At 68.3% G+C, this 21,899-nt stretch carries 20 protein-coding genes and 2 riboswitches; of the genes, 18 read left to right on the forward strand and 2 right to left on the reverse strand.

The genetic code is table 11. The annotated features are described in order from the left end of the window. Positions 1-213 precede the first annotated feature (213 nt). The 4 genes from ACWDUN_RS16600 (at position 214) to ACWDUN_RS16615 (ending at position 5,102) form a co-directional block, all read left to right on the forward strand. Positions 214-1,779, forward strand: coding sequence for a carboxylesterase/lipase family protein (locus tag ACWDUN_RS16600; RefSeq protein WP_449930435.1), 1,566 nt, complete (start codon positions 214-216; stop codon positions 1,777-1,779). A 43-nt stretch (positions 1,780-1,822) separates the two neighbouring features. Further along, positions 1,823-2,743, forward strand: coding sequence for a sterol desaturase family protein (locus ACWDUN_RS16605; protein ID WP_449930437.1), 921 nt, complete (start codon positions 1,823-1,825; stop codon positions 2,741-2,743). Between the two features lie 40 nt (positions 2,744-2,783). After that, positions 2,784-4,190: an NAD(P)/FAD-dependent oxidoreductase gene (locus ACWDUN_RS16610; protein WP_449930439.1), complete on the forward strand. Its 1,407-nt coding sequence runs from the start codon at positions 2,784-2,786 to the stop codon at positions 4,188-4,190. A 165-nt stretch (positions 4,191-4,355) separates the two neighbouring features. Further along, positions 4,356-5,102, forward strand: coding sequence for an Rv1815 family serine proteinase (locus ACWDUN_RS16615; RefSeq protein WP_449930441.1), 747 nt, complete (start codon positions 4,356-4,358; stop codon positions 5,100-5,102). Here ACWDUN_RS16615 and ACWDUN_RS16620 read toward each other — a convergent pair. After that, the gene (locus ACWDUN_RS16620) at positions 5,015-5,455 is read right to left on the reverse strand and encodes a nitroreductase/quinone reductase family protein (protein WP_449930443.1); all 441 of its coding nucleotides are present in this window, start codon (positions 5,453-5,455) and stop codon (positions 5,015-5,017) included. The genes ACWDUN_RS16615 and ACWDUN_RS16620 overlap by 88 nt on opposite strands. 101 nt (positions 5,456-5,556) lie before the next feature. Here ACWDUN_RS16620 and ACWDUN_RS16625 point away from each other — a divergent pair, with 101 nt between their 5' ends. Genes ACWDUN_RS16625 through ACWDUN_RS16635 form a run of 3 tightly spaced genes read left to right on the forward strand, consistent with a single transcriptional unit; the run spans position 5,557 to position 8,293 of the window. Beyond that, entirely contained in the window at positions 5,557-6,249 is a 693-nt protein-coding gene (locus ACWDUN_RS16625) for a TetR/AcrR family transcriptional regulator (protein ID WP_449930445.1), read from the forward strand. A gap of 45 nt (positions 6,250-6,294) precedes the next feature. Next, on the forward strand, positions 6,295-6,789 hold the full coding sequence (locus ACWDUN_RS16630; RefSeq protein WP_449930447.1) for a VOC family protein: 495 nt from the start codon (positions 6,295-6,297) through the stop codon (positions 6,787-6,789). Positions 6,790-6,808: 19 nt separating this feature from the next. Next, positions 6,809-8,293 (forward strand): FAD-binding protein, encoded by a 1,485-nt coding sequence (locus ACWDUN_RS16635; RefSeq protein ID WP_449930449.1) that lies wholly within the window; start codon positions 6,809-6,811, stop codon positions 8,291-8,293. A 74-nt stretch (positions 8,294-8,367) separates the two neighbouring features. Here the strand turns inward: ACWDUN_RS16635 and ACWDUN_RS16640 are convergent, their stop codons facing one another. Continuing rightward, positions 8,368-10,299 (reverse strand): ABC transporter ATP-binding protein/permease, encoded by a 1,932-nt coding sequence (locus ACWDUN_RS16640; protein WP_449930451.1) that lies wholly within the window; start codon positions 10,297-10,299, stop codon positions 8,368-8,370. A 218-nt stretch (positions 10,300-10,517) separates the two neighbouring features. Between ACWDUN_RS16640 and secA2 the strand changes: the two genes are divergently transcribed. The 11 genes from secA2 to gcvP all read left to right on the forward strand — a co-directional run bounded on the left by secA2 (position 10,518) and on the right by gcvP (position 21,896). Continuing rightward, complete coding sequence (gene secA2, locus ACWDUN_RS16645; protein ID WP_449930667.1) at positions 10,518-12,860, forward strand: accessory Sec system translocase SecA2; 2,343 nt, start codon at positions 10,518-10,520, stop codon at positions 12,858-12,860. A gap of 12 nt (positions 12,861-12,872) precedes the next feature. Continuing rightward, on the forward strand, positions 12,873-13,508 hold the full coding sequence (locus ACWDUN_RS16650) for a CDP-alcohol phosphatidyltransferase family protein (protein WP_449930453.1): 636 nt from the start codon (positions 12,873-12,875) through the stop codon (positions 13,506-13,508). Further along, positions 13,501-14,409, forward strand: a complete 909-nt coding sequence (locus tag ACWDUN_RS16655; protein ID WP_449930455.1) for a DUF881 domain-containing protein — start codon at positions 13,501-13,503, stop codon at positions 14,407-14,409. Before ACWDUN_RS16650 ends, ACWDUN_RS16655 begins: the two co-directional genes overlap by 8 nt. Positions 14,410-14,424: 15 nt before the next feature. Beyond that, positions 14,425-14,757, forward strand: a complete 333-nt coding sequence (locus ACWDUN_RS16660) for a small basic family protein (RefSeq protein WP_449930457.1) — start codon at positions 14,425-14,427, stop codon at positions 14,755-14,757. Positions 14,758-14,759: 2 nt separating this feature from the next. Continuing rightward, the gene (locus ACWDUN_RS16665) at positions 14,760-15,536 is read left to right on the forward strand and encodes a DUF881 domain-containing protein (protein WP_449930459.1); all 777 of its coding nucleotides are present in this window, start codon (positions 14,760-14,762) and stop codon (positions 15,534-15,536) included. A 30-nt stretch (positions 15,537-15,566) separates the two neighbouring features. Then, the gene (gcvH, locus tag ACWDUN_RS16670) at positions 15,567-15,962 is read left to right on the forward strand and encodes a glycine cleavage system protein GcvH (RefSeq protein ID WP_449930461.1); all 396 of its coding nucleotides are present in this window, start codon (positions 15,567-15,569) and stop codon (positions 15,960-15,962) included. Between the two features lie 190 nt (positions 15,963-16,152). Beyond that, positions 16,153-16,617: a glycogen accumulation regulator GarA gene (gene garA / locus ACWDUN_RS16675; protein ID WP_449930463.1), complete on the forward strand. Its 465-nt coding sequence runs from the start codon at positions 16,153-16,155 to the stop codon at positions 16,615-16,617. Between the two features lie 27 nt (positions 16,618-16,644). After that, positions 16,645-17,373 (forward strand): transcriptional regulator FtsR, encoded by a 729-nt coding sequence (gene ftsR / locus ACWDUN_RS16680; RefSeq protein WP_449930465.1) that lies wholly within the window; start codon positions 16,645-16,647, stop codon positions 17,371-17,373. A 47-nt stretch (positions 17,374-17,420) separates the two neighbouring features. Continuing rightward, positions 17,421-17,915, forward strand: coding sequence for a bifunctional nuclease family protein (locus ACWDUN_RS16685; protein WP_449930467.1), 495 nt, complete (start codon positions 17,421-17,423; stop codon positions 17,913-17,915). A 182-nt stretch (positions 17,916-18,097) separates the two neighbouring features. After that, on the forward strand, positions 18,098-18,730 hold the full coding sequence (locus ACWDUN_RS16690) for a MerR family transcriptional regulator (protein ID WP_449930469.1): 633 nt from the start codon (positions 18,098-18,100) through the stop codon (positions 18,728-18,730). Between the two features lie 97 nt (positions 18,731-18,827). Continuing rightward, positions 18,828-18,926: riboswitch (glycine riboswitch) on the forward strand. Further along, positions 18,927-19,017, forward strand: a riboswitch (glycine riboswitch). Between the two features lie 50 nt (positions 19,018-19,067). Beyond that, positions 19,068-21,896, forward strand: coding sequence for an aminomethyl-transferring glycine dehydrogenase (gene gcvP / locus ACWDUN_RS16695; protein WP_449930669.1), 2,829 nt, complete (start codon positions 19,068-19,070; stop codon positions 21,894-21,896). The last annotated feature ends 3 nt before the right edge of the window (positions 21,897-21,899 follow it).

The following is a 21,899-nucleotide window of genomic DNA, read 5'->3' on the forward strand; positions in this document are numbered from 1 at the left end:
CGCGGCAGCCTAGCCGCGACGCGGGCCAGCCGTACGGCCGGGTCGGCGAAAGCCGCTCTGGCACACGCCAATCACCGGCCGGTGCGACGTGACGGCCGGCACTGTCGACCTCGCTGCCGTCGGCTGTCACGGTGCTGTCAAACCGGCGGCCGGCCCACATCCGAACTATGGGTCGCATCACCAATCGGTGCGCACGCGAACCGCGGTGCCACTATGGATCACGTGACCGAAACGCGCATTGCGGTCGGCGACGAGGCCGTCGTCGACACCCAGTACGGCCCCGTCCGCGGCAGCACCGACGGCGTCGTCACCCAGTGGCTCGGCGTGCGTTACGCCGCGGCACCGGTCGGCGACCTGCGCTGGCGGGCACCGCAACCGCCGCAGTCGTGGCACGAGCCCGCCGATGCCACCCGGGTGGGCCCGGTGTGCCCGCAGCCGACAGATCCGAAGGTGCCCCTCAATCTCGGTGCCTCGCAAGGTGATGACTGCCTGACGCTGAACATCTGGCGCAGGGGCGGGCCGTCAGCGGACCGTGGCGCGGCAACACCCGTGCTGGTGTGGGTGCACGGCGGTGCCTACGTGCTGGGCTCCAGCGCCCAGCCGCTCTACAACGGACGCACCCTGGCCGCCGACGGTGACGTGGTCGTGGTGACGGTGAACTACCGTCTCGGTGCCTTCGGTTTCCTGGACCTGTCCTGGCTCGGCGACGGTTTCGAGACCAATCTTGGGCTGCGTGACGTGCTGTGCGCGCTGCGCTGGGTGCGCGACAACATCGCGAACTTCGGTGGAGACCCTGACCGGGTGACCCTGTTCGGTGAGTCGGCCGGCGGCGGGATCGTCACCACTTTGATGGCCAGTCCCGCCGCGCAGGGTCTGTTCGGCCGCGCCATCGCGCAGAGCTCGCCGGTCACCTCGGTCTATGACCAGTCCAGGGCGCAGCGCACCGGTGCGCAGTTCCTCAACGAATTGGGGATGTCGGCGCGTCAGGCGGGTCAGCTGACGCAGGTGCCGGTCACCGCGCTCGTCGCGGCGTCCAAGCAGCTGTTCGACGATGTGCCGCGACTGTCGCCGGGCACGCTGGCCTTCGCGCCGATCGTCGATGGCGACGTGGTGCCCGACTATCCGGTGCGGGTCGCCCAGGCCGGTGGCACGCTGCCGGTGCCATTGATCATCGGTACCAACCAGCACGAGGCCGCCCTCTTCCGGTGGATGCGCTCACCGCTGCTGCCGATCACCACACAGTCGATCACCGCAATGTTCGCCGCGATCGCCGCCGAACAGCCCGACCTGCCGATTCCGAGCGAATCCCAGATCGGCGAGGTCTACCGGGGCCGCGGGAAGAAACCCGGTCTCGGGGTGGCACGTGATGTCGGGTTCCGGATGCCCTCGATCTGGTTCGCCGAAGGCCACCACCGCGTCGCGCCGGTGCACATGTATCGCTTCGACTGGTCCACCCCGATGCTGCGGGCGGTGGGATTGGGCGGTGCGCACGCCACCGAACTGCCCTACGTCTGGGGCAACCTGGTCGCGGGCCGGATGGATCCGACCTTCAAGCTCGGCGGGCTGGCCGCGGGCACCGAGGTGTCGCGCCGCATGCGGGCGCGCTGGTGCAACTTCGCGGCGGGGTCCGGTCCGGACGTCGACGGCGCGCCGACGTGGCGGGCCTACCGTCCCGACGACCGCGCGAACCTGGTGATCGGGCGCACCGACGAGGTGGTCGTCGACCCCGATCATCTGCAGCGCAGCACCTGGGGGGACGAGGTGCTCAGCTTCCGCTGAACCGGATATGTGACGCGGGCCGCACCGGCTATAGGCTCCTGGCATGGACGCCGTCGTCGGGATGCTGGATGCGCTGCCCGCGCCGATGCGTGACCCGGTGCTGTTCGCGGTCCCGTTCTTCGTGCTGCTGCTGGTGCTGGAGTGGTCGGCCGCCCACCGGCTCGAGCATCTGGAGTCCGATGACCGCGACCCCGCCGGCGCCTATCAACGGCGCGACGCGTGGACCAGCCTGTCGATGGGTCTGGTTTCGGTGGCGACCACCGCGGCCTGGAAGGCCGGCGCCCTGCTGGGCTACGCGGCCATCTACGCCTACCTGGCGCCGTGGCAGCTGCCCGCCGACCGGTGGTACACCTGGGTGATCGCGCTGCTCGGGGTCGATCTGCTGTTCTACACGTATCACCGCGTCGCGCACCGGGTCCGGCTGATCTGGGCCACCCATCAGGCGCACCACTCCAGCCAGTACTACAACTTCGCGACCGCGTTGCGGCAGAAGTGGAACAACAGCGGCGAGATCCTGATGTGGATACCGCTGCCGCTGTTGGGTGTTCCGCCGTGGATGGTGTTCGCGAGCTTCTCGCTGAATCTGATCTACCAGTTCTGGGTGCACACCGAGCGCATCGATCGGCTGTGGCGGCCAATCGAATTCATCTTCAACACACCGTCGCACCATCGGGTGCACCACGGGATGGATCCGGAGTATCTGGACAAGAACTACGGCGGGATCCTCATCGTGTGGGATCGGCTGTTCGGCACGTATCAGGACGAGTTGTTCCGGCCGCACTACGGTTTGACCAAACAGGTGGACACCTACAACATCTGGAAGCTGCAGACCCACGAGTACGTCGCGATAGCGCGCGATGTGCGCCGCGCCCGTCGGTGGCGGGACAAGCTGGGGTACGCGTTCGGTCCGCCCGGATGGGCGCCGCGCGAGGTGCGCCCACCGGCGCACAGCGTCGCGTCCTGAAGCGTCCGCGGATCGTGGGCCGACCACGTAGGGTGCGGGTGTGAGAACCGTCTTCGATGCCGACGTCGATCCTGGTCTGGTCGAACGATCGCTTGCCGCAAGCACGTTCGGCCCGATGTGGCTGGACATCCGGCGCCCGGACCACCCCCGGCTCAGTGGTTCGCAGACCTGCGACCTGCTGGTGATCGGCGGCGGCTACACCGGCTTGTGGGCGGCACTGCACGCCGCCGAACGCTACCCGGGGCGCACGATCGTGCTGATCGAGGCCGACCGGATCGGGTGGGCTGCGTCCGGCCGCAACGGCGGCTTCGTCGACGCCAGCCTGACCCACGGGGCCGAGAACGGAAAGTCAAGGTGGGCAGGCGAGTTCGCCACGCTCGAAGCGTTGGGCAGGCAGAACCTGGACGGGATGGCCGCCGATATCGCCCGACTCGGTCTGGATGCGGAGTGGGAGCGCACCGGCATGCTGTCGGTGGCCACCGAAGCCCATCAGGTGGAGTGGCTGTCGGAGGCGGCCGCGGCCGGGGAGGGCCGCTTCCTCGATCAGGAGCAGGTGCGCGCCCAGGTGAATTCGCCGACCTATCGGGCCGGTCTGTTCGCGCCCGACAGTTGTGCCCTGGTGCACCCGGGGAAGCTGGCGGTCGAACTGGCCCGGGCCTGCCGAGAGGCCGGTGTGCAGATCCACGAGCAGACCCGGGCGACATCGTTGCGCTCGACCGCCACGGGTCTGCGCGTGGAGGCGGGGTCCGCGGTGGTGACGGCGCGCCAGGTGGTGCTGGCCACCAATGTGTTCCCGAGCCTGGTTCGCCGCAATCGCTGGTTCACGGTGCCGGTGTATGACTACGTGCTGGCCACCGAACCGCTGACACCCGCCCAGTTGGACCGGATCGGCTGGGCCGGCCGCCAGGGCGTCGGCGACTGTGCCAACCAGTTCCACTACTACCGGCTCAGCGCCGACAACCGCATCGTGTGGGGTGGGTATGACGCCATCTATCACTTCGGCCGCCGCGTCGATCCGTCCTATGAGGACCGTCGACAGACCTACCGCAGGCTCGCCGAGCACTTCTTCGTAACCTTCCCTCAACTCGACGACATCCGGTTCAGCCATCGATGGGCCGGCGCCATCGACACCAACACCCGCTTCTGTGCGCACTGGGGCACCGCGCACCGTGGCCGCGTCGCGTACGTCAACGGGTTCACCGGGCTGGGGGTGGGGGCGACGCGGTTCGCCGCCGATGTGTGCCTGGATCTGCTGGCGGGGACGCCGACGGAGCGCACCGAGCTGGAGATGGTCCGCACGCGGCCGCTGCCGTTTCCTCCCGAGCCGCTGGCGTCGGTGGGCATCCAGGCGACGCGCTGGTCGCTGGATCGCGCCGACCATTCCGAGGGCAGGCGCAACCTGCTGTTGCGCGCCCTCGACAAGCTCGGTCTCGGGTTCGATTCCTGACCGCCACGGGGCTTCACGCGCCCTAATGCCTGTGACTGCTGTGACAGGTGTGACACGCGTGTCGTTACGTAACGGGTGGTGTAACGAGATCTGACCGTTATCCGATTCACCTGACAGCACCCCGGTAGCGTCGTCCGAGAGGGGTGGGGAGGATCGGAGGGCTGGATGCGCGCACGGCTGTTCGGAACGATGATCGCGGCGGCCGCCGCTGTGGTGGGCACCGTCGTCGCCCCGGCTGCCGCCGGCGCGAATCCCGCCGTCACGGTGCACCCCGGCATGGAGATCAGGCAGGGTGGCACGCTGTGCACGCTGGGTTTCGTGGACCCGGCCGCGCGCGTGGCGTTCACCGCCGGTCACTGCCGCGGTGCGGGGCCGGTGACGGACCGCTTCGGCAACGTCGTCGGCGCGATGGCGCTTTCGGATGACAACACTCCCGACGGCGCAACCGTCACCGGCGATCATCAGATCTCCGACTGGGGCGCGATCACGTTGCATCCCGATGTCCAGGTCAACACGGTGCTGCCCGGCGGCCGCGCGCTCAAGATGGACCAGGCGCTGCCGGTGCAGCAGCCGGGCCAGCCGGTCTGTCACTTCGGTGTCGTCACCGGCGAGAGCTGCGGGACCGTCGCCTCGGTGAACAACGGGTGGTTCACCATGAAGGACGGTGTGGTCAGCCAGAAGGGTGATTCCGGGGGGCCGGTCTACGTCCTGGCTCCCGACGGCAGCGCGGTGATCGTCGGCCTGTTCAACAGCACCTGGGGCGGCGCCCCGACCGCGGTGTCCTGGCAGTCGACCGTGCCGCGCATCCGCGAGGCGGTGGCGACTCAGCCGGCCAGTTCGAACACCGGTATCGAGGCGGCGATCTCCCTGACCTCCGAATCCGTCGACGCGGGTGTCAACCCACCGGCGTGACCTTTGACCTCCCAGTACCAGCGGTCCAGATAGCGCCTGATCAGATCGGGCTTGTCTGCGTCGGCGATCTCCACCACGCGTAGCTGGGTGCGGTGCCATCGCGGCCCGGTCTGCACCGTGCCCGCGGCCCGGGCGTTGCGCACCCAGTGCGTGTTGCCCCGGGTGGCCACCACATAGTCACGGCCATCGACGGTCAACACGTTCACCACCACCGAGCGCCACTGACCGGTCTTGCGCCCACGCACCCGCAGGGCCCGGCTGCCGGCGAGTTCGATGCCCAGCTCGGCGAGGTGGCGGATCACGGTGTTGCCCGCACGGGCGAAGCGGTCGGGTCGGTCATAACGGACGGTCATCTGCACTCCTTCAAAAGTGTGAGCGGTGCTCTCGTTATCACGATGGCATCCTCGGTGAAGGATTTCAAGAGCACCGCTCTCGTTTGTGGCAGACTGACGGCGTGGGTAAGCGACAACTGGCCCGAGACCGGATCGAGGCCCAGATCGTCGAGGTGGGTCGTCGCCACCTGGTCACCGACGGCGCCGCCGGCCTGTCGTTACGCGCCATCGCCCGTGACCTGGGCATGGTCTCCTCGGCCGTCTATCGCTACGTGGCCAGTCGTGATGATCTGCTGACCCTGCTGCTGGTGGACGCCTACACCGATTTGGCCGACGCGGTGGATGACGCCACTGCGGCCGCCGCGGCCTGGGATCTGCGCCTGCGGGCGCTGGCGCACGCCGCGCGTCGATGGGCGGTGGACGAACCCGCACGCTGGGCGCTGCTCTACGGCAGTCCGGTGCCGGGCTATCACGCGCCCGCGGAGCTGACGGTGGGTCCCGGCACCCGGGTGGTCGCCAGGCTGTTCGCGGTGGTGGCCGAGGGGGCGCGCGCCGACGCGGTACCGGATCCGACCGGGCGTCTCGGCGAACCGGTGTCATCGGATTTCGACGGTATCCGCCGGGAGTTCGACTTCCCCGGCGGTGACCGGTTGATGAGCAGGTGTCTGGTGGTGTGGTCGGCGCTGGTCGGAGCGATCAGCCTGGAGGTTTTCGGTCAGTACGGCGCTGACACGTTGACCGATCCGCGGGCGGTGTTCGACGCTCAGATCGATCTGCTGCTCGACCTGTTGAGCGGCCGCTCGGAGCCAAACTAGAACCTGTTCTAGCCATCGCCGCGTGCTGGCGATATCCTCACTGCGATGCTTCATCAGACACCTGTCCAGGTTGCCTGGGTGACCCGCGATCTCGACGCCACCGAGCAGATGCTCACCGCACTGCTCGGTGCCCGCACGTGGTTCCGGATGCCCGGGGTGCACTTCGGCCCGGACAACTGCACGCACCGCGGTCGTCCGGCGGAATTCACCGCCGACATCTCGCTCAGCTACGCCGGCAACATGCAATTGGAGCTGATCGCCCCGACCGACGGTGACAGCATCTACACCGAATTCTTGGACGACGCCGGGCCCGGGCTGCACCACATCTGCACCGCGGTGCCCGACGAGGACGCCTTCGAGGCCGCGCTACGTGCCGCCGAGGAAGCCGGTGCCGACGTGCTCACCCGCGGCGTGATGCCCGGCGGCATGCGGTTCGGGTATGTCGGGGGCGCGCAGGCCGGCGTGCCGTACCTCGAAATCGCCTATATCCCGGCCGATATCCAGGCGTTTTTCGACCACATCAAACAGCAGCAGCAGTGACGCGCCCGAGGAGACACAGATGACCCTGCAACAGATCCCGGACACCGTCGGCGTCGCCGAGGTGAGCACCTGGTCCGATGATGTCGACGTCGTGGTCCTCGGCTTCGGGATCGCCGGCGGCTGTGCGGCGGTGAGTGCGGCAGAGGCCGGTGCCCGCGTCCTGGTGCTGGAACGCGCGGCCGCCGCCGGGGGCACCACCTCGATGGCCGGCGGGCACTTCTATCTCGGCGGCGGCACCGCCGTGCAGCAGGCCACCGGGCACGAGGACACCGCCGAAGAGATGTACAAGTACCTGGTCGCGGTGACCGAGGACCCCGAGCTGGACAAGATCCGCGCCTACTGCGACGGCAGCGTCGCGCACTTCGATTGGCTTGAGGCACTAGGCTTTCAGTTCGAGCGCAGCTACTACCCGGGCAAGGTGGTGGTCCCGCCGGGCACCGAGGGACTGTCCTACACCGGCAACGAGAAGGTGTGGCCGTTCATCGAACAGGCCAAGCCCGCACCGCGCGGTCACTCGGTGCCCGTGCCCGGCGAACTCGGCGGTGCCGACATGGTGATCCAGTTGCTGCTCAAGCGGGCCGCCGAACTCGGGGTGCAATTCCGCTACGAGACCGGTGCCACCAACCTCGTCGTCGACGACGGAAACTCCGTTGTCGGGGTGAAGTGGAAACACTTCACCGAAACCGGTGCGGTCAAGGCGAAGTCGGTGATCATCGCCGCAGGCGGATTCGCGATGAATCCCGAGATGGTGGCGCAGTACACCCCGGAGCTGGGGCAGGAGCGCAAGACCAAGCACCACGGCATGGTCGCGCCCTACATCCTGGGCAACCCGAACGATGACGGTCTGGGCATCAAGCTGGGTGTCTCCGTCGGCGGGGTGGCCAAGAACTTGGATCAAGCGTTCATCACGGCCGCGGCCTACCCGCCGGAGATCCTGCTGACCGGGGTGATCGTCAACAAGGACGGCCGGCGTTTCGTCAACGAGGATTCCTATCATTCGCGCACTTCGGCTTTCGTGCTCGAACAGCGCGACCAGGCTGCCTATCTGGTGGTCGACGAGGCGCACATGCAGATGCCGGAGATGCCGCTGATCAAGTTCATCGACGGCTACGAGACGGTCGCCGAGATCGAGTCAGCGCTGGACATCCCGGCCGGTAACCTGGCCGCCACCCTGGAGCGCTACAACGCCAACGCCGCGGTCGGCGTCGACCCGGACTTCCACAAGCAGCCCGACTACCTGGCCGCCCAGGACACCGGTCCGTACGCGGTGTTCGATCTGACCCTCGGGGTGGCGATGTACTCCGGGTTCACCATGGGCGGGTTGACGGTCTCACTCGACGGTGAGGTGCTCGACGGCGCGGGCGCCGCGGTGCCCGGCCTGTACGCCGCCGGTGCCTGCGCATCCAATATCGCCCGCGACGCCAAGGGGTATGCCAGTGGCGTGCAACTGGGTGAGGGCTCCTTCTTCGGCCGCCGCGCCGGCAGGCACGCGGCCGCCCGGTAGCCGTCGCCGAATCTGAACTCGATGGCGCAATTCCGGCGATCTCACGCCATCGACCTCAGGTTGGGCGCGTGGTCCTACTGGGGCTCGGGCTGGCGCGGCTTGCCGGTAGAGGCGTCCACGTCGCCGAGCACCCACTCGCCACCGCCGAGCAGGTGCAGATGCTTCTCGTGATGCTGGCCCACCGTGCTGCGGTGGGTGACGCTGACCAGGATGGTGTCCGGCAGCTCGCGGCGGATCAGGTCGTACATGGTGTACTCCAGGCCCTCGTCGAGCGCGGACGTGGCCTCGTCGAAGAACACCACCCGCGGCTTGGTCAACAGCACCCGCGCGAAGGCGATGCGCTGTTGCTCGCCCGGTGAGAGCACCTTGACCCAGTCGGCCACCTCCGAGAGCCGCCGCGAGCACTGCGGTAGCGACACCTTGTTCAGCGCGTCGATCAGCTCCTCGTCGGACAGCTCTTCGGGTCCCTTGGGATAGGACACCACGGCGCGCAGATCACCGAGTGGCACGTACGGCATCTGCGACAGGAACATCGTCTCGTTGATCCCGTCCGGGCAGCGCAGCGTCCCGGTGGTGAACGGCCACAGCTGGGCCAGGCTGCGCAGCAGGGTGGTCTTACCGGTGCCCGACTGACCGGTGATGATCAGGGTGTCCCCGGGATACATCTCCAGGTTCAGATCCTCGATCAGCACCTCACCGGCGGGGGTGCGCACATCGATATCGCGGATCTCGACCGGGCAGCTGCCGCACGGCTCGACGTTCAGCTCCGGCAGCGCGCGGCCCTCCTCGTTGGCGATCACCAGGCCGTGCAGACGGATGATCGACGCCCGCCAGCCGGCGAACGCGTCATAGGAGTTACGGAAGAACGACAGCGAGTTCTGGATGCTGCCGAACGCCGACGAGGTCTGCGAGACATCGCCGAGCTGGATCTCACCGGCGAACAACCGCGGCGCCTGGATGATCCACGGCAGAGGATTGATGATCTGGCTGACCGTGAGGTTCCATCCGTAGAACCCGATCGACCGGTTCAGGTAGCGCTTGTAGTTCGACACGATCGGTGCGAACCGCTTGCGCAACTGCACCCGCTCGGCGACCTCGCCGCGGTAGAACGCCACCGACTCCGAGGCGTCGCGCAACCGCACCAGCGCGTAACGGAACGCGGCGTTGTACTTCTCGTTGTCGAACGTCAGACGGATGATCGGGCGGCCGATCCAGAACGCGATGACGGTCGCGATGAGCACGTACACGATGGCGATCCAGAACATGGCCCGCGGGACGTCGATGCCGAACATCACGTAGTTGCCGGACAGATTCCACAGGATCGCGGTGAACGAGATCACCGAGGCGATGGCCTCGATCGCTCCGAAGAGCAGCGTGGCACCGCTGGTGTTGTTCGGCGTGTTGTGCAACGGACCGATGTTCGCGGTGAAGATGTCGATATCGGCCTGGATGCGCTGATCCGGGTTGTCGATGGTGTCATCGATGAAGCGGCTGCGGTAATAGGCCTTGCCGTCGAGCCAGTCGTTGGTCAGCCGACCGGTGAGCCAGGCGCGCCAGGCCAACATGAACCGTTGCGTGATGAACAGGTCGAGCATCACCCGGGTGACGTGAATGGTGGCCAGCACCGCGAAGGTCCAGATGGCGAACCAGAACCCGTCGACACCGGACTGCCGCACCGCCTCGTCGCCGCCGGACAGTCCCTGCACCGCGACCTGTGCGGCGCTCATCATGTCGTTGCCCTGGAAACTGAGCAGCACGTCGATGCGCACCCCGGCGATCACCGACAGCAGGATCGCGCCCAGCCACAGCCAGACCTTCCACGATTCCCGGCCGGTGAAGTAGCTGCCGGTGACGCGCCAGAACTGCCGGCCCCAGGTGGTGAACTTCCCCAACAGGTACAGCACGATCAGGGTGCTCACCGCCGCGATGGCCCACGCCCTCGCGATCCAGATCAGCGACGTGAACAGCTCATCGCCCCAGTCGAGGGTCGGGGTGAACATCTCCATGCGGGCAAGGTACCGCGTGTGGCTGTCGGGAGCGTGCCACGGGGCGTCGCCGACACCGGTGAGTTCACCGGTGGTCCGGCGCCCGTTTCCGGTCGGTGCACCGGCGGCTCGCCGGGAGGGACGCGTCGCTGGTCATCGGGCGATGGTTCGCGCAGCACGGGACCCCTGTACGGCGCTGCGGACGCCGGGCCGCTCCCGCGTACCGTATGACTGTGGCTGTGAGTTCCAAGACCTCGAAGGCGTCCAAGTCCGGACGGATCAGTAACCGATTCTGGAAGCTGCTCGGCGCGAGCACCGACAAGGATCAGGCGCGCTCCATGGCGCAGGTGCGCGCCTCGGCCAAGTTCGACGACAAGGCCGCCGGCCTCGATGACGAGCAGCTGCGTAAAGCCGCGGGTCTGCTGAACCTCGAGGACCTCGCGGACTCCTCCGACATCCCGCAGTTCCTGGCCCTGGTCCGGGAGGCTGCCGAACGGTCGATCGAGCTGCGGCCGTTCGACGTTCAGCTGCTCGGCGCGCTGCGCATGCTGGCCGGCGATGTCGTCGAGATGGCCACCGGTGAGGGCAAGACGTTGGCCGGCGCGATCGCCGCCGCCGGCTATGCCATCGGTGGCCGCAGCGTGCACGTCATCTCGGTCAACGACTACCTGGCCCGACGCGACGCCGGCTGGATGGGCCCACTGCTGGAGGCGCTGGGCCTCACCGTCGGCTGGATCACCGCCGACTCCACGCCCGAGCAGCGCCGAGACGCCTACGCCTGCAACGTCACCTATGGCTCGGTCAACGAGATCGGATTCGACGTGCTGCGCGATCAGCTGGTGATCTCCGTCGACGACCTGGTCTCCCCGAGCCCGGATGTCGCGCTGATCGACGAGGCCGACTCGGTGCTCGTCGACGAGGCGCTGGTGCCGCTGGTGCTGGCTGGCACATCGCATCGCGAGTCGCCCCGGCTGGAGATCATCCGGATGGTCGGTGACCTGCGCGAGGGCGTCGAGTACGAGACCGACGCCGACCGTCGCAATGTGCAGCTCACCGATGCCGGAGCCCGCAAGCTGGAATCCAAGCTCGGCGGAATCGACCTGTACTCCGAGGAACACGTCGGCACCACGCTCACCGAGATCAACGTCGCGCTGCACGCTCACGTGCTGCTGGAGCGCGATGTGCACTACATCGTCCGCGATGACGCGGTGCACCTGATCAACGCCTCGCGTGGTCGCATCGCCTCGCTGCAGCGCTGGCCCGACGGCCTGCAGGCGGCGGTGGAGGCCAAGGAGGGCATCGACATCACCGAGACCGGTGAGGTGCTCGACACCATCACGGTGCAGGCGCTGATCAACCGCTACCCACGGGTGTGCGGGATGACCGGCACCGCGCTGGCGGCCGGTGAACAGCTGCGCCAGTTCTACAAGCTGGGTGTGTCACCGATCCCGCCGAACACCCCGAACGTGCGCGAGGACGAGGCCGACCGGGTGTACATCACGGTCGCCGCCAAGAACGACGCCATCGTCGAACACATCGTCGAGGTCCACGCCACCTCGCAACCGATCCTGGTCGGTACCCGCGATGTCGCCGAATCCGAGGAGCTGCACGAGCGGCTGGTCAAAGCAGGTATTCCGGCGGTGGTGCTGAACGCCAAGAACGATGCCGAGGAGGCGGCTGTGATCGCCGAAGCCGGCGCGCGCGGACGGGTCACGGTGTCCACCCAGATGGCCGGCCGCGGCACCGACATCCGGCTCGGTGGTTCCGATGTCGACGAGGACGCCGCCGAGAAGGAACAGGTCGCCGAACTCGGTGGCCTGCACGTCATCGGCACCGGGCGGCACTACACCGAGCGACTGGACAACCAGCTGCGCGGCCGCGCCGGACGGCAGGGCGACCCCGGCTCGTCGGTGTTCTTCTCCAGCTGGGAGGACGATGTCGTCGTCGCCCACCTGGAACCGAACAAGCTGCCGCTGCAGACCGACGAGAACGGCAAGGTCACCAGCCCCAAGGCCGGCGCGCTGCTCGACCACGCGCAGCGGGTGGCCGAGGGCAAGACCCTGGATCTGCACGCCAACACCTGGCGCTACAACCAGCTGACCGCCCAGCAGCGCGCCATCCTGGTGGACCGGCGCAACACCCTGCTGCGCACCTCGGCCGCGCGCGAGGAGCTCGCCGAGCGGTCGCCCAAGCGCTACGAGCAGATCGCCGAACTGGTCTCCGAGGAACGGCTGGAGGAGATCTGCCGGCTGATCATGCTGTACCACCTGGACCGCGGCTGGGCCGATCACCTGGCGTATCTGGCCGACATCCGGGAGAGCATCAGCCTGCGCGCCCTGGGCAACCAGAGCCCGCTCGACGAGTTCCACCGGATGGCGGTCGACGCGTTCGCCTCGCTGGCCGCCGATGCCATCGAAGCGGCCCAGCAGACCTTCGACACGGCCAACATCGTCGACGGTGACACCGGCTTTGACCTGACCCGGTTGGCACGGCCGACCTCGACGTGGACGTACATGATCCACGACGATCCGCTGGCCGACAACGCCATGTCGGCGCTGAGCCTGCCGGGTGTGTTCCGCTAGGTTCTGAAGGCTATGACCCGGGGGAGCGGAGCGACGGGAGATCCGGCTCAGCGCAGCGCGGACCGCGATCGGGTGCTGACGATCCCCAACGCGCTGTCGGTGATCCGGCTGATCCTGGTGCCGGTGTTCCTGTACCTGCTGCTGGTCGCCGAGGCCACCGGCTGGGCGGTGGCGATCCTTATGTTCAGCGGATTCTCCGACTGGGCGGACGGCAAGATCGCCCGGCTGGTCGACAACCAGTCCTCGCGGCTCGGTGAGCTGCTCGACCCCGCCGTCGACCGCATCTACATGGTGGTCACACCGGTGGCCCTGGCACTGGCCGACGTCGTGCCGTGGTGGTTCGTGGTCGTGCTGCTGGGACGCGATCTGCTGCTGGCCGCGACGCTGCCGCTGCTGCGCGCCCGCGGGCTGACCGCGCTGCCGGTCACCTATCTGGGCAAGGCCGCGACGTTTGCGCTGATGTCCGGTCTGCCGCTGGTGCTGCTGGGCCAGTTCGACGCGTTGTGGAGCCGGGTGATCCTGGCATGCGGGTGGGCGTTTCTGATCTGGGGGCTGGCGCTGTACCTGTGGTCGGCGGTGCTTTACCTGATCCAGGTGGGGATGGTGCTGCGGCAGCGGCCGCGAACGGGGTCCGCCGCCGATGGCTGAGCGCAGGAGCTCACTGGGTGGTTACAACCCGCAAGCCGGCCTCAACGCCCACGAAGCCGGTGCCCCGCAACGCATTCCGGTCCCGTCGCTGTTGCGCTCCCTGCTCACCGATCACCTCGACCCGGGTTATGCCGCCGCCGCCGAGGCGCGGGCGCGCGACCCGCAGCGCCGCGGGCACGGCTGGGCGTGGACGGTGCTGGCCGGGTTGACCGTGGCCGCGGTGTTTGCCGCGGCGGCCTCGCAGGCACAGTCGCTGGCCCCGGCCAACCGGCAGACCCAGCAGGTGCTGGCCGACAGTGTCCGCGCCGCCGACACCCGCACGGCCGCGGTGGAGACCACCCGCGATGATCTGGCGATCCGGGTGGAGGCCGAACGCCGCAGCCGGCTGGCCGGTGACGAACAGGGCCGCGCGCTGCTGGCCGAACTCGACGATGCCGAATTCGCCGCGTCCGTCACACCCGCGCTCGGACCCGGACTGACCGTGACCGTGACCGACCCCGGGGTGTCGCGGGATCTGACCGACGTCACCAAACAACGCGTCGCGGGCAGCCAGCAGGTGATCCTGGATCGCGACCTGCAGCTGGTGGTCAACTCGCTGTGGGTCGGCGGTGCCGAGGCGGTGTCCGTCGGCGGTGTCCGGCTCGGGCCCGGCGTCACCATCCGGCACGCCGGTGGCGGCATCCTGGTCGACAACCGGCCGATCGCCAGCCCCTATGACGTCGTCGCCCTCGGTCCGCCGCACGCCATGCAGGACGTCTTCGACCGCAGCCCCGGCATGCAGCGGCTGATGCTGCTGCAGCAGTCCTACGGCGTCGGGGTTACGGTCAGTACCGGTGAGGCGCTGAGCGTGCCGGGGGGCTCGGTCCGAGACATCCGCTTCGCCACAGAGATTGGGCCATGACCTGGTGAGACAGACATGATCGGAATCGCCGCGCTCGTCGTCGGCATCGTGCTCGGGTTGGTGTTCCACCCCGGCGTGCCCGAGGCCATCCAGCCGTATCTGCCGATCGCCGTGGTCGCCGCACTGGATGCGGTGTTCGGCGGTCTACGGGCCTATCTGGAGCGCATCTTCGACTCGAAGGTGTTCGTCGTGTCCTTCGTGTTCAACGTGCTGGTGGCCGCGCTGATCGTCTATGTCGGTGATCAACTCGGGGTCGGCACGCAATTGTCCACCGCGATCATCGTGGTGCTCGGTATCCGGATCTTCGGCAACGCCGCCGCGCTGCGCCGCCGATTGTTCGGGGCGTAGCGATGGCCGAGCACGCCGCCCACGAAGAACCCGAACACGGCCGCCACGAACTGCCGCCGGACGCGGCCACCGGGGCGCGCGGCAGCCGGTCCCAACTGGTGTTCGGCACGCTCGGGGTGCTGCTGTGCCTGGTGCTGGGCGTGGCCATCGCCACCCAGGTGCGGCAGACGTCCTCGGGCGACTCGCTGGACTCGGCACGCCCGGCCGATCTGCTGGTGCTGCTGGATTCGTTGCAGCAGCGCGAGGCGGCCCTCAACACCGAGGTCGCCGACCTGCAGCAGACGCTGAACTCCCTGCAGGCCTCGGGTACCAGCGATCAGGCGGCGATCGAGAACGCGCAGGCCCGGCTCGCCGCGCTGTCGATCCTGATCGGGACCGTCGCGGCGGTCGGCCCGGGGGTGACGATCGCCATCGACGACACCGCCCGCGGGGTGTCGCCGGAGACCATGCTCGACGTCATCAACGAACTGCGCGCCGCCGGTGCGGAGGCCATGGAGATCCGCGGTGCCGGCGGTCAGCCGGTCCGGGTCGGCGTGGACACCTGGGTGGTCGGCGCGCCCGGCGCGCTGGTGGTCGACGAGGTGACCCTCGGGTCACCGTATTCGGTTCTGGCCATTGGCGATCCGCCGACGCTGGCGGCGGCGCTCAACATTCCCGGCGGCGCTATGGACAGCGTCAAGCGGGTCGGCGGCACCATGACCGTCACCCAGTCCGAGACCATCGAGGTGACCGCCTTGCGGCAACCGAAACCTCGCCAATACGCTCAGCCCGTCAAATAACCCCGCTCGAGCCTGCACCGAAGGAGCCCCGTGAGCGAGATCCCGTCCGACCTGCAGTACACCGCCGAACACGAGTGGGTGCGACGCACCGGTGAGGACACCGTGCGGGTGGGCATCACCGATTACGCGCAGGCCGCGCTCGGCGATGTCGTGTTCGTCCAGCTGCCCGATGTCGGCGCCGCGGTCACCGCCGGCGACACGTTCGGTGAGGTCGAATCCACCAAGTCGCTGTCGGACCTGTACGCGCCGATCACCGCGAAAGTCGTTGCGGTCAACGGTGAGCTGGAAGGCAACCCGGAGCTGGTCAACTCCGACCCCTACGGTGCCGGCTGGCTGGTCGAACTGCAGACCGAGACCGCTGCCGAACCAGGCCCGCTGCCGGATCTGCTGGACGCAGACGGCTACCGGGCAATCCTTCCCGAGTAGGTGTTGTTAGGGTTCTGCGGATCGGTTCATCAGGGATAGGCGTGACCACGTACGCGTCAGACGGATCCGGCGGTGGCGGACCCAACGGCCTGCCCGGCGCGGTACGGTCGACGTGAGACGCAATGACGGCCGGAGGTCCACCACCGGCCGCCGGCCAGGCACGCCACAGCAGCCAGTAGAGGAGCAGCGGGTGACGGAGAACAGCAACTTTCAGGCCGACCAGTCCGACGAAGTCACAGTGGAGACGACCTCGGTTTTCCGCGCGGATTTCCTCAACGAGTTGGATGCCCCGGCCAGCACCGGCACCGAGAGCTCGGTGTCGGGCGTCGAGGGATTGCCTGCGGGTTCGGCGCTTCTCGTCGTCAAGCGGGGCCCGAACGCGGGCTCGCGCTTCCTGCTCGACCAGGCCACCACGTCGGCCGGTCGGCATCCCGACAGCGACATCTTCCTCGATGACGTGACGGTCAGCCGTCGCCATGCGGAGTTCCGGTTGGAGTCCGGTGAGTTCCAGGTCGTCGACGTCGGCAGCCTCAACGGCACCTACGTCAACCGCGAGCCGGTGGACTCGGCGGTGCTGGCCAACGGCGACGAGGTGCAGATCGGCAAGTTCCGGTTGGTCTTCTTGACCGGGCCGAAGACCGAGGATGCCGGCTGACGGCCGGAGCTCATCCGCGAGGACCAGATGACCCAACCGGACCCGGTGCCCGCCGGGATGTCCATCGGAGCAGTGCTGGATCTGCTGCGCCCGGACTTCCCGGACGTCACCATCTCCAAGATCCGGTTCCTGGAGGCCGAGGGGCTGGTGACGCCGCAGCGGTCCGCGGCCGGTTATCGGCGGTTCACCGCCTACGACTGCGCGCGCCTGCGGTTCGTCCTCACCGCGCAGCGTGATCAGTACCTGCCGCTGAAGGTCATCAAGGCCCAACTGGACGCCCAACCCGACGGTGAACTGCCGGCCACCGGCACCGCCTACGCCGCACCGCGGCTGGTGCAGGTTTCCGGCGACACCGCCGACGGACCCGGTGATGTCGCCCCGGCGCAGGTGCGGCTGAGCCGCGAGGATCTGCTGGCCCGATCCGGGATCGACAACGCCATGCTGTCGGCGCTCGTCACCGCCGGTGTCATCAAACCCGGCCCGGCCGGGCTGTTCGACGAACACTCGGTGACCATCGCGCAGTGCGCCCGGGCGCTGGCCGACTACGGGGTCGAGCCACGGCACCTGCGGGCCTTCCGGTCGGCCGCCGACCGGCAGTCGGATCTGATCGCCCAGATCGCCGGTCCGGTGGCCGCGGCCGGCAAGGCCGGCGCGCGTGACCGCGCCGACGACCTGGCCCGTGAGGTGGCGGCATTGGCGATCACGTTGCACACGTCGCTGATCAAGTCCGCGGTGCGCGACGTTCTCGACCGTTGAGGACTAGACTTTTCCAAGACGGCTTCTTCGCGGAAGGCAGGCAGGCGATGGGTGAGGTTCGGGTTGTCGGTATTCGCGTGGAGCAGCCCCAGAATCAGCCGGTGCTGCTCCTGCGCGAGGCGAACGGCGACCGCTATCTGCCCATCTGGATCGGCCAGCCCGAGGCCCAGGCGATCGCCCACGAGCAGCAGGGCATCGAGGCGCCGCGCCCGCAGACCCATGACCTGATCCGGGATCTCATTGCCGCACTCGGGCATTCGCTCAAAGAGGTGCGCATCGTGGATCTGCAGGAGGGCACCTTCTATGCGGATCTGATCTTCGACCGCGATATCAAGGTCTCGGCCCGGCCGTCGGATTCGGTGGCCATCGCGTTGCGGGTCGGAGTGCCGATCTATGTCGAGGAATCGGTGCTGGCCGAGGCCGGACTGCTGATCCCGGATGAGAACGACGAGGACTCGGCCGAGCCGGTGCGCGAGGACGAGGTGGAGAAGTTCAAGGAGTTCCTCGACAGTGTGTCGCCCGATGACTTCAAGGCGACCTGACCAAGATCACGGATGCGTCTCGTGATGTCGACACGCGGTGCGTGTGTGAGCGGCGAGTGCAGCGGGCAGCCATAATTTTGATCGACGACGAGCAGTAGCGGCACTGTGTTGAGCGTATGCTCGACACATTCGAGCCCGTGGTGCGGTCACGACCCCGGGAGCGATCGGCGAGAGGATGGACTGTGGGCGACACGCCACGCACGCCACATCAGGGGGAGCTGGACCTGTCTTCGACGGACGCGTCGGCGGCGCCGATGAACAGGGTGGTCGGTGAGCCCGTCCAGGGCGGCCTGTTCCCCGATGATTCCGTGCCCGACGAACTGGTCGGCTACCGCGGGCCGAGTGCCTGCCAGATCGCCGGCATCACCTACCGACAGCTGGATTATTGGGCGCGCACCTCGCTGGTGGTGCCCTCGATCCGCGGCGCCGCCGGGTCGGGCAGCCAGCGGTTGTACTCGTTCAAGGACATCCTGGTCCTCAAGATCGTCAAGCGACTGCTGGACACCGGCATCTCGCTGCACAACATCCGGGTGGCCGTCGATCATCTGCGCCAGCGCGGCGTGCAGGATTTGGCCAACATCACGCTGTTCTCCGATGGCACCACGGTGTACGAGTGCACCTCGGCCGAAGAGGTCGTCGACCTGCTGCAGGGCGGACAGGGCGTATTCGGTATCGCGGTGTCGGGTGCCATGCGGGAACTGACCGGGGCGATCGCCGACTTCCCCGGCGAACGCGCCGACGGCGGCGAGTCCATCGCCGCGCCCGAGGACGAACTCGCCTCGCGGCGTAAGAGCCGCGACCGCAAGATCGGCTAGCTTTTCCCGGCGACCGTGCGTGTCTGCGGCCCGCGCCGCGGCGTGTCGGGCTGAGTGTGCGCACGCTCGCGGCCCGCGGGTAAACTCTCCTACGCATCGCCCGCGCGCGGGAGAGCTTCGTGGCCGCCAGCCACGGACGCCGAAGGAGCAACACCTCTCCGTCAACCTCTCAGGCACCCAGGACCGCGCACGGCCACGATGCCTCTGGAAAGCGGTGCCCCGCGCACCCGCCCATGGGGAAAGGCCGCCCGGCCGAATCTCTCAGGCGCCCCGACAGAGGGAGAGGACGCGCTTCGCGGCGCCCACCTCGACCCGGGGAGACTTTGTGTCACCTGATGTGCCCTCCACCTCGTCCGGTTTCGTTGCCCGCCATATCGGGCCCGATGCCGATGCCATCGAAACCATGCTCGGCGTCATCGGCGTCGGTTCTCTCGACGAACTGGCCGACAAGGCACTGCCTGCCGGCATCCTCGACAAGGTCGGCGCCGACGGTATGGCGCCCGGCCTGGAGCAGCTGCCGCCGCCGGCCACCGAGGAAGAGGCGCTGGCCGAACTGCGTGCGCTGGCCGACTCCAACACCGTCGCGGTGTCGATGATCGGGCAGGGGTACTTCGACACGCTGACCCCGCCGGTGCTCAAGCGCAACATCCTGGAGAACCCGGCCTGGTACACCGCCTACACGCCCTACCAGCCCGAGATCAGCCAGGGTCGCCTGGAGGCCCTGCTGAACTTCCAGACCATGGTCAGCGACCTGACCGGACTCGACGTCGCCAACGCCTCGATGCTCGACGAGGGCACCGCCGCCGCCGAGGCCATGACCCTGATGCACCGCGCGGTGAAGAGTTCGTCGAACCGGCTCGCCGTGGACGTCGACGTCTACGCCCAGACCGCCGCGGTGATCGCGACCCGCGCCGAACCGCTGGGCATCGAGATCGTCACCGCCGACCTGCGCGAGGGTCTGCCCGAGGGTGACTTCTTCGGCGTCATCGTCCAGCTGCCCGGCGCCAGCGGCCGTATCCACGACTGGTCGGATCTGGTCGCCGACGCGCACGAGCGCGGTGCGCTGGTCGCCGTCGGTACCGACCTGCTGGCCGCGACGCTGACCACCCCGCCCGGTGACTTCGGCGCCGACGTCGCGTTCGGCACCACCCAGCGCTTCGGTGTGCCGATGGGATTCGGCGGGCCGCACGCCGGTTACCTGGCGGTGCACACCAAGCACGCCCGGCAGCTGCCCGGCCGCCTGGTCGGTGTCTCCCAGGACGCCGACGGGACAGCGGCCTACCGGCTCAGCCTGCAGACCCGCGAACAGCACATCCGCCGGGACAAGGCGACCAGCAACATCTGCACCGCGCAGGTGCTGCTGGCCGTGATCGCCGCCATGTACGCCAGCTACCACGGCGCCGGCGGACTCAAGACCATCGCCACCCGCGTGCACGGGCACGCCCGCAGGATCGCCGCGGCCCTGGGTGATTCGCTGGTGCACGAGGCGTTCTTCGACACCGTGCTGGCCAAGGTGCCGGGCCGGGCCGACGAGATCGTCGCCGCGGCCAAGGCCGCCGGCATCAACCTGTGGCGGGTGGACGCCGATCACGTGTCGGTGGCGTGTGACGAGGCCACCACCGAGGCCCATGTGGCGGCCGTGCTGCAGGCCTTCGGCGTCGCCCCGGTCGAGCCCGCCGACACCGTGATCGCCACCCGCACATCGGAATTCCTGACCCACCCGGCGTTCCACCGGTACCGCACCGAGACCTCGATGATGCGTTACCTGCGCTCCCTGGCGGACAAGGACATCGCGCTGGACCGCAGCATGATCCCGCTGGGCTCGTGCACCATGAAGCTCAATGCGGCCGCCGAGATGGAGCCCATCACCTGGCCCGAGTTCGCCAAGCAGCATCCGTTCGCCCCGGCCTCGGACAACCCGGGACTGCGCCGGCTGATCGCGGATCTGCAGACCTGGCTGACCGGTATCACCGGCTACGACGAGATCTCGTTGCAACCCAACGCCGGATCGCAGGGGGAGTACGCCGGCCTGCTGGCCATCCAGGCCTACCACCGTGCCAACGGTCAACCCGATCGCAATGTCTGCCTCATCCCGTCCAGCGCGCACGGCACCAATGCGGCCTCCGCGGCCCTGGTCGGTATGCGCGTGGTGGTGGTGAAATGCCGCGCCAACGGTGACGTCGACCTGGATGATCTGCGCGCCAAGGTGTCCGAGCACGCCGACCGGCTGGCGGCGCTGATGATCACCTACCCGTCGACCCACGGCGTCTACGAGCACGACGTCGCCGACATCTGCGCCGCCGTGCACGACGCCGGCGGGCAGGTCTACGTCGACGGCGCCAACCTCAACGCCCTCGTCGGACTGGCCCGACCGGGCCGCTTCGGCGGCGATGTCAGCCACCTGAACCTGCACAAGACGTTCTGCATCCCGCACGGCGGTGGCGGGCCCGGCGTCGGACCGGTCGCGGTGCGCAGCCACCTGGCGCCTTATCTTCCCGGGCATCCGCTGGCCGACGAGCTGGGCGACGACTACACGGTGTCGGCGGCCCCGTACGGGTCGGCGTCGATCCTGCCGATCACCTGGACCTACATCCGGATGATGGGCGGTAAGGGACTGCGGGCGGCGTCGCTGACCGCGATCGCCTCGGCAAACTATGTCGCCCGCCGCCTCGACGAGTACTTCCCGGTGCTCTACACCGGTGAGAACGGAATGGTGGCCCACGAGTGCATCCTGGACCTCAATCCGATCACCAAGGCCACCGGCGTCACCGTCGACGATGTGGCGAAGCGGTTGGCGGACTTCGGTTTCCACGCACCGACCATGAGCTTCCCGGTGGCCGGCACGCTGATGGTGGAGCCGACCGAGAGCGAGAGCATCGCCGAGGTGGACGCGTTCTGCGACGCGATGATCGCCATCAAGGCCGAGATCGACAAGGTCGGTTCGGGACAGTGGCCGGTGGACGACAACCCGCTGCGCGGTGCTCCGCACACCGCCGAATCGTTGCTGGTGCAGGATTGGTCGCACCCGTACACCCGGGAGCAGGCGGCTTACCCGCTGGGCAAGGCGTTCCGACCCAAGGTGTGGCCGCCGGTGCGCCGCATCGACGCGGCCTACGGCGACCGCAACCTGGTCTGTTCCTGCCCGCCGGTGGAGGCGTTCGCCTAACCT

It is taken from the genome of Mycobacterium sp. NPDC003323 (assembly GCF_053589535.1).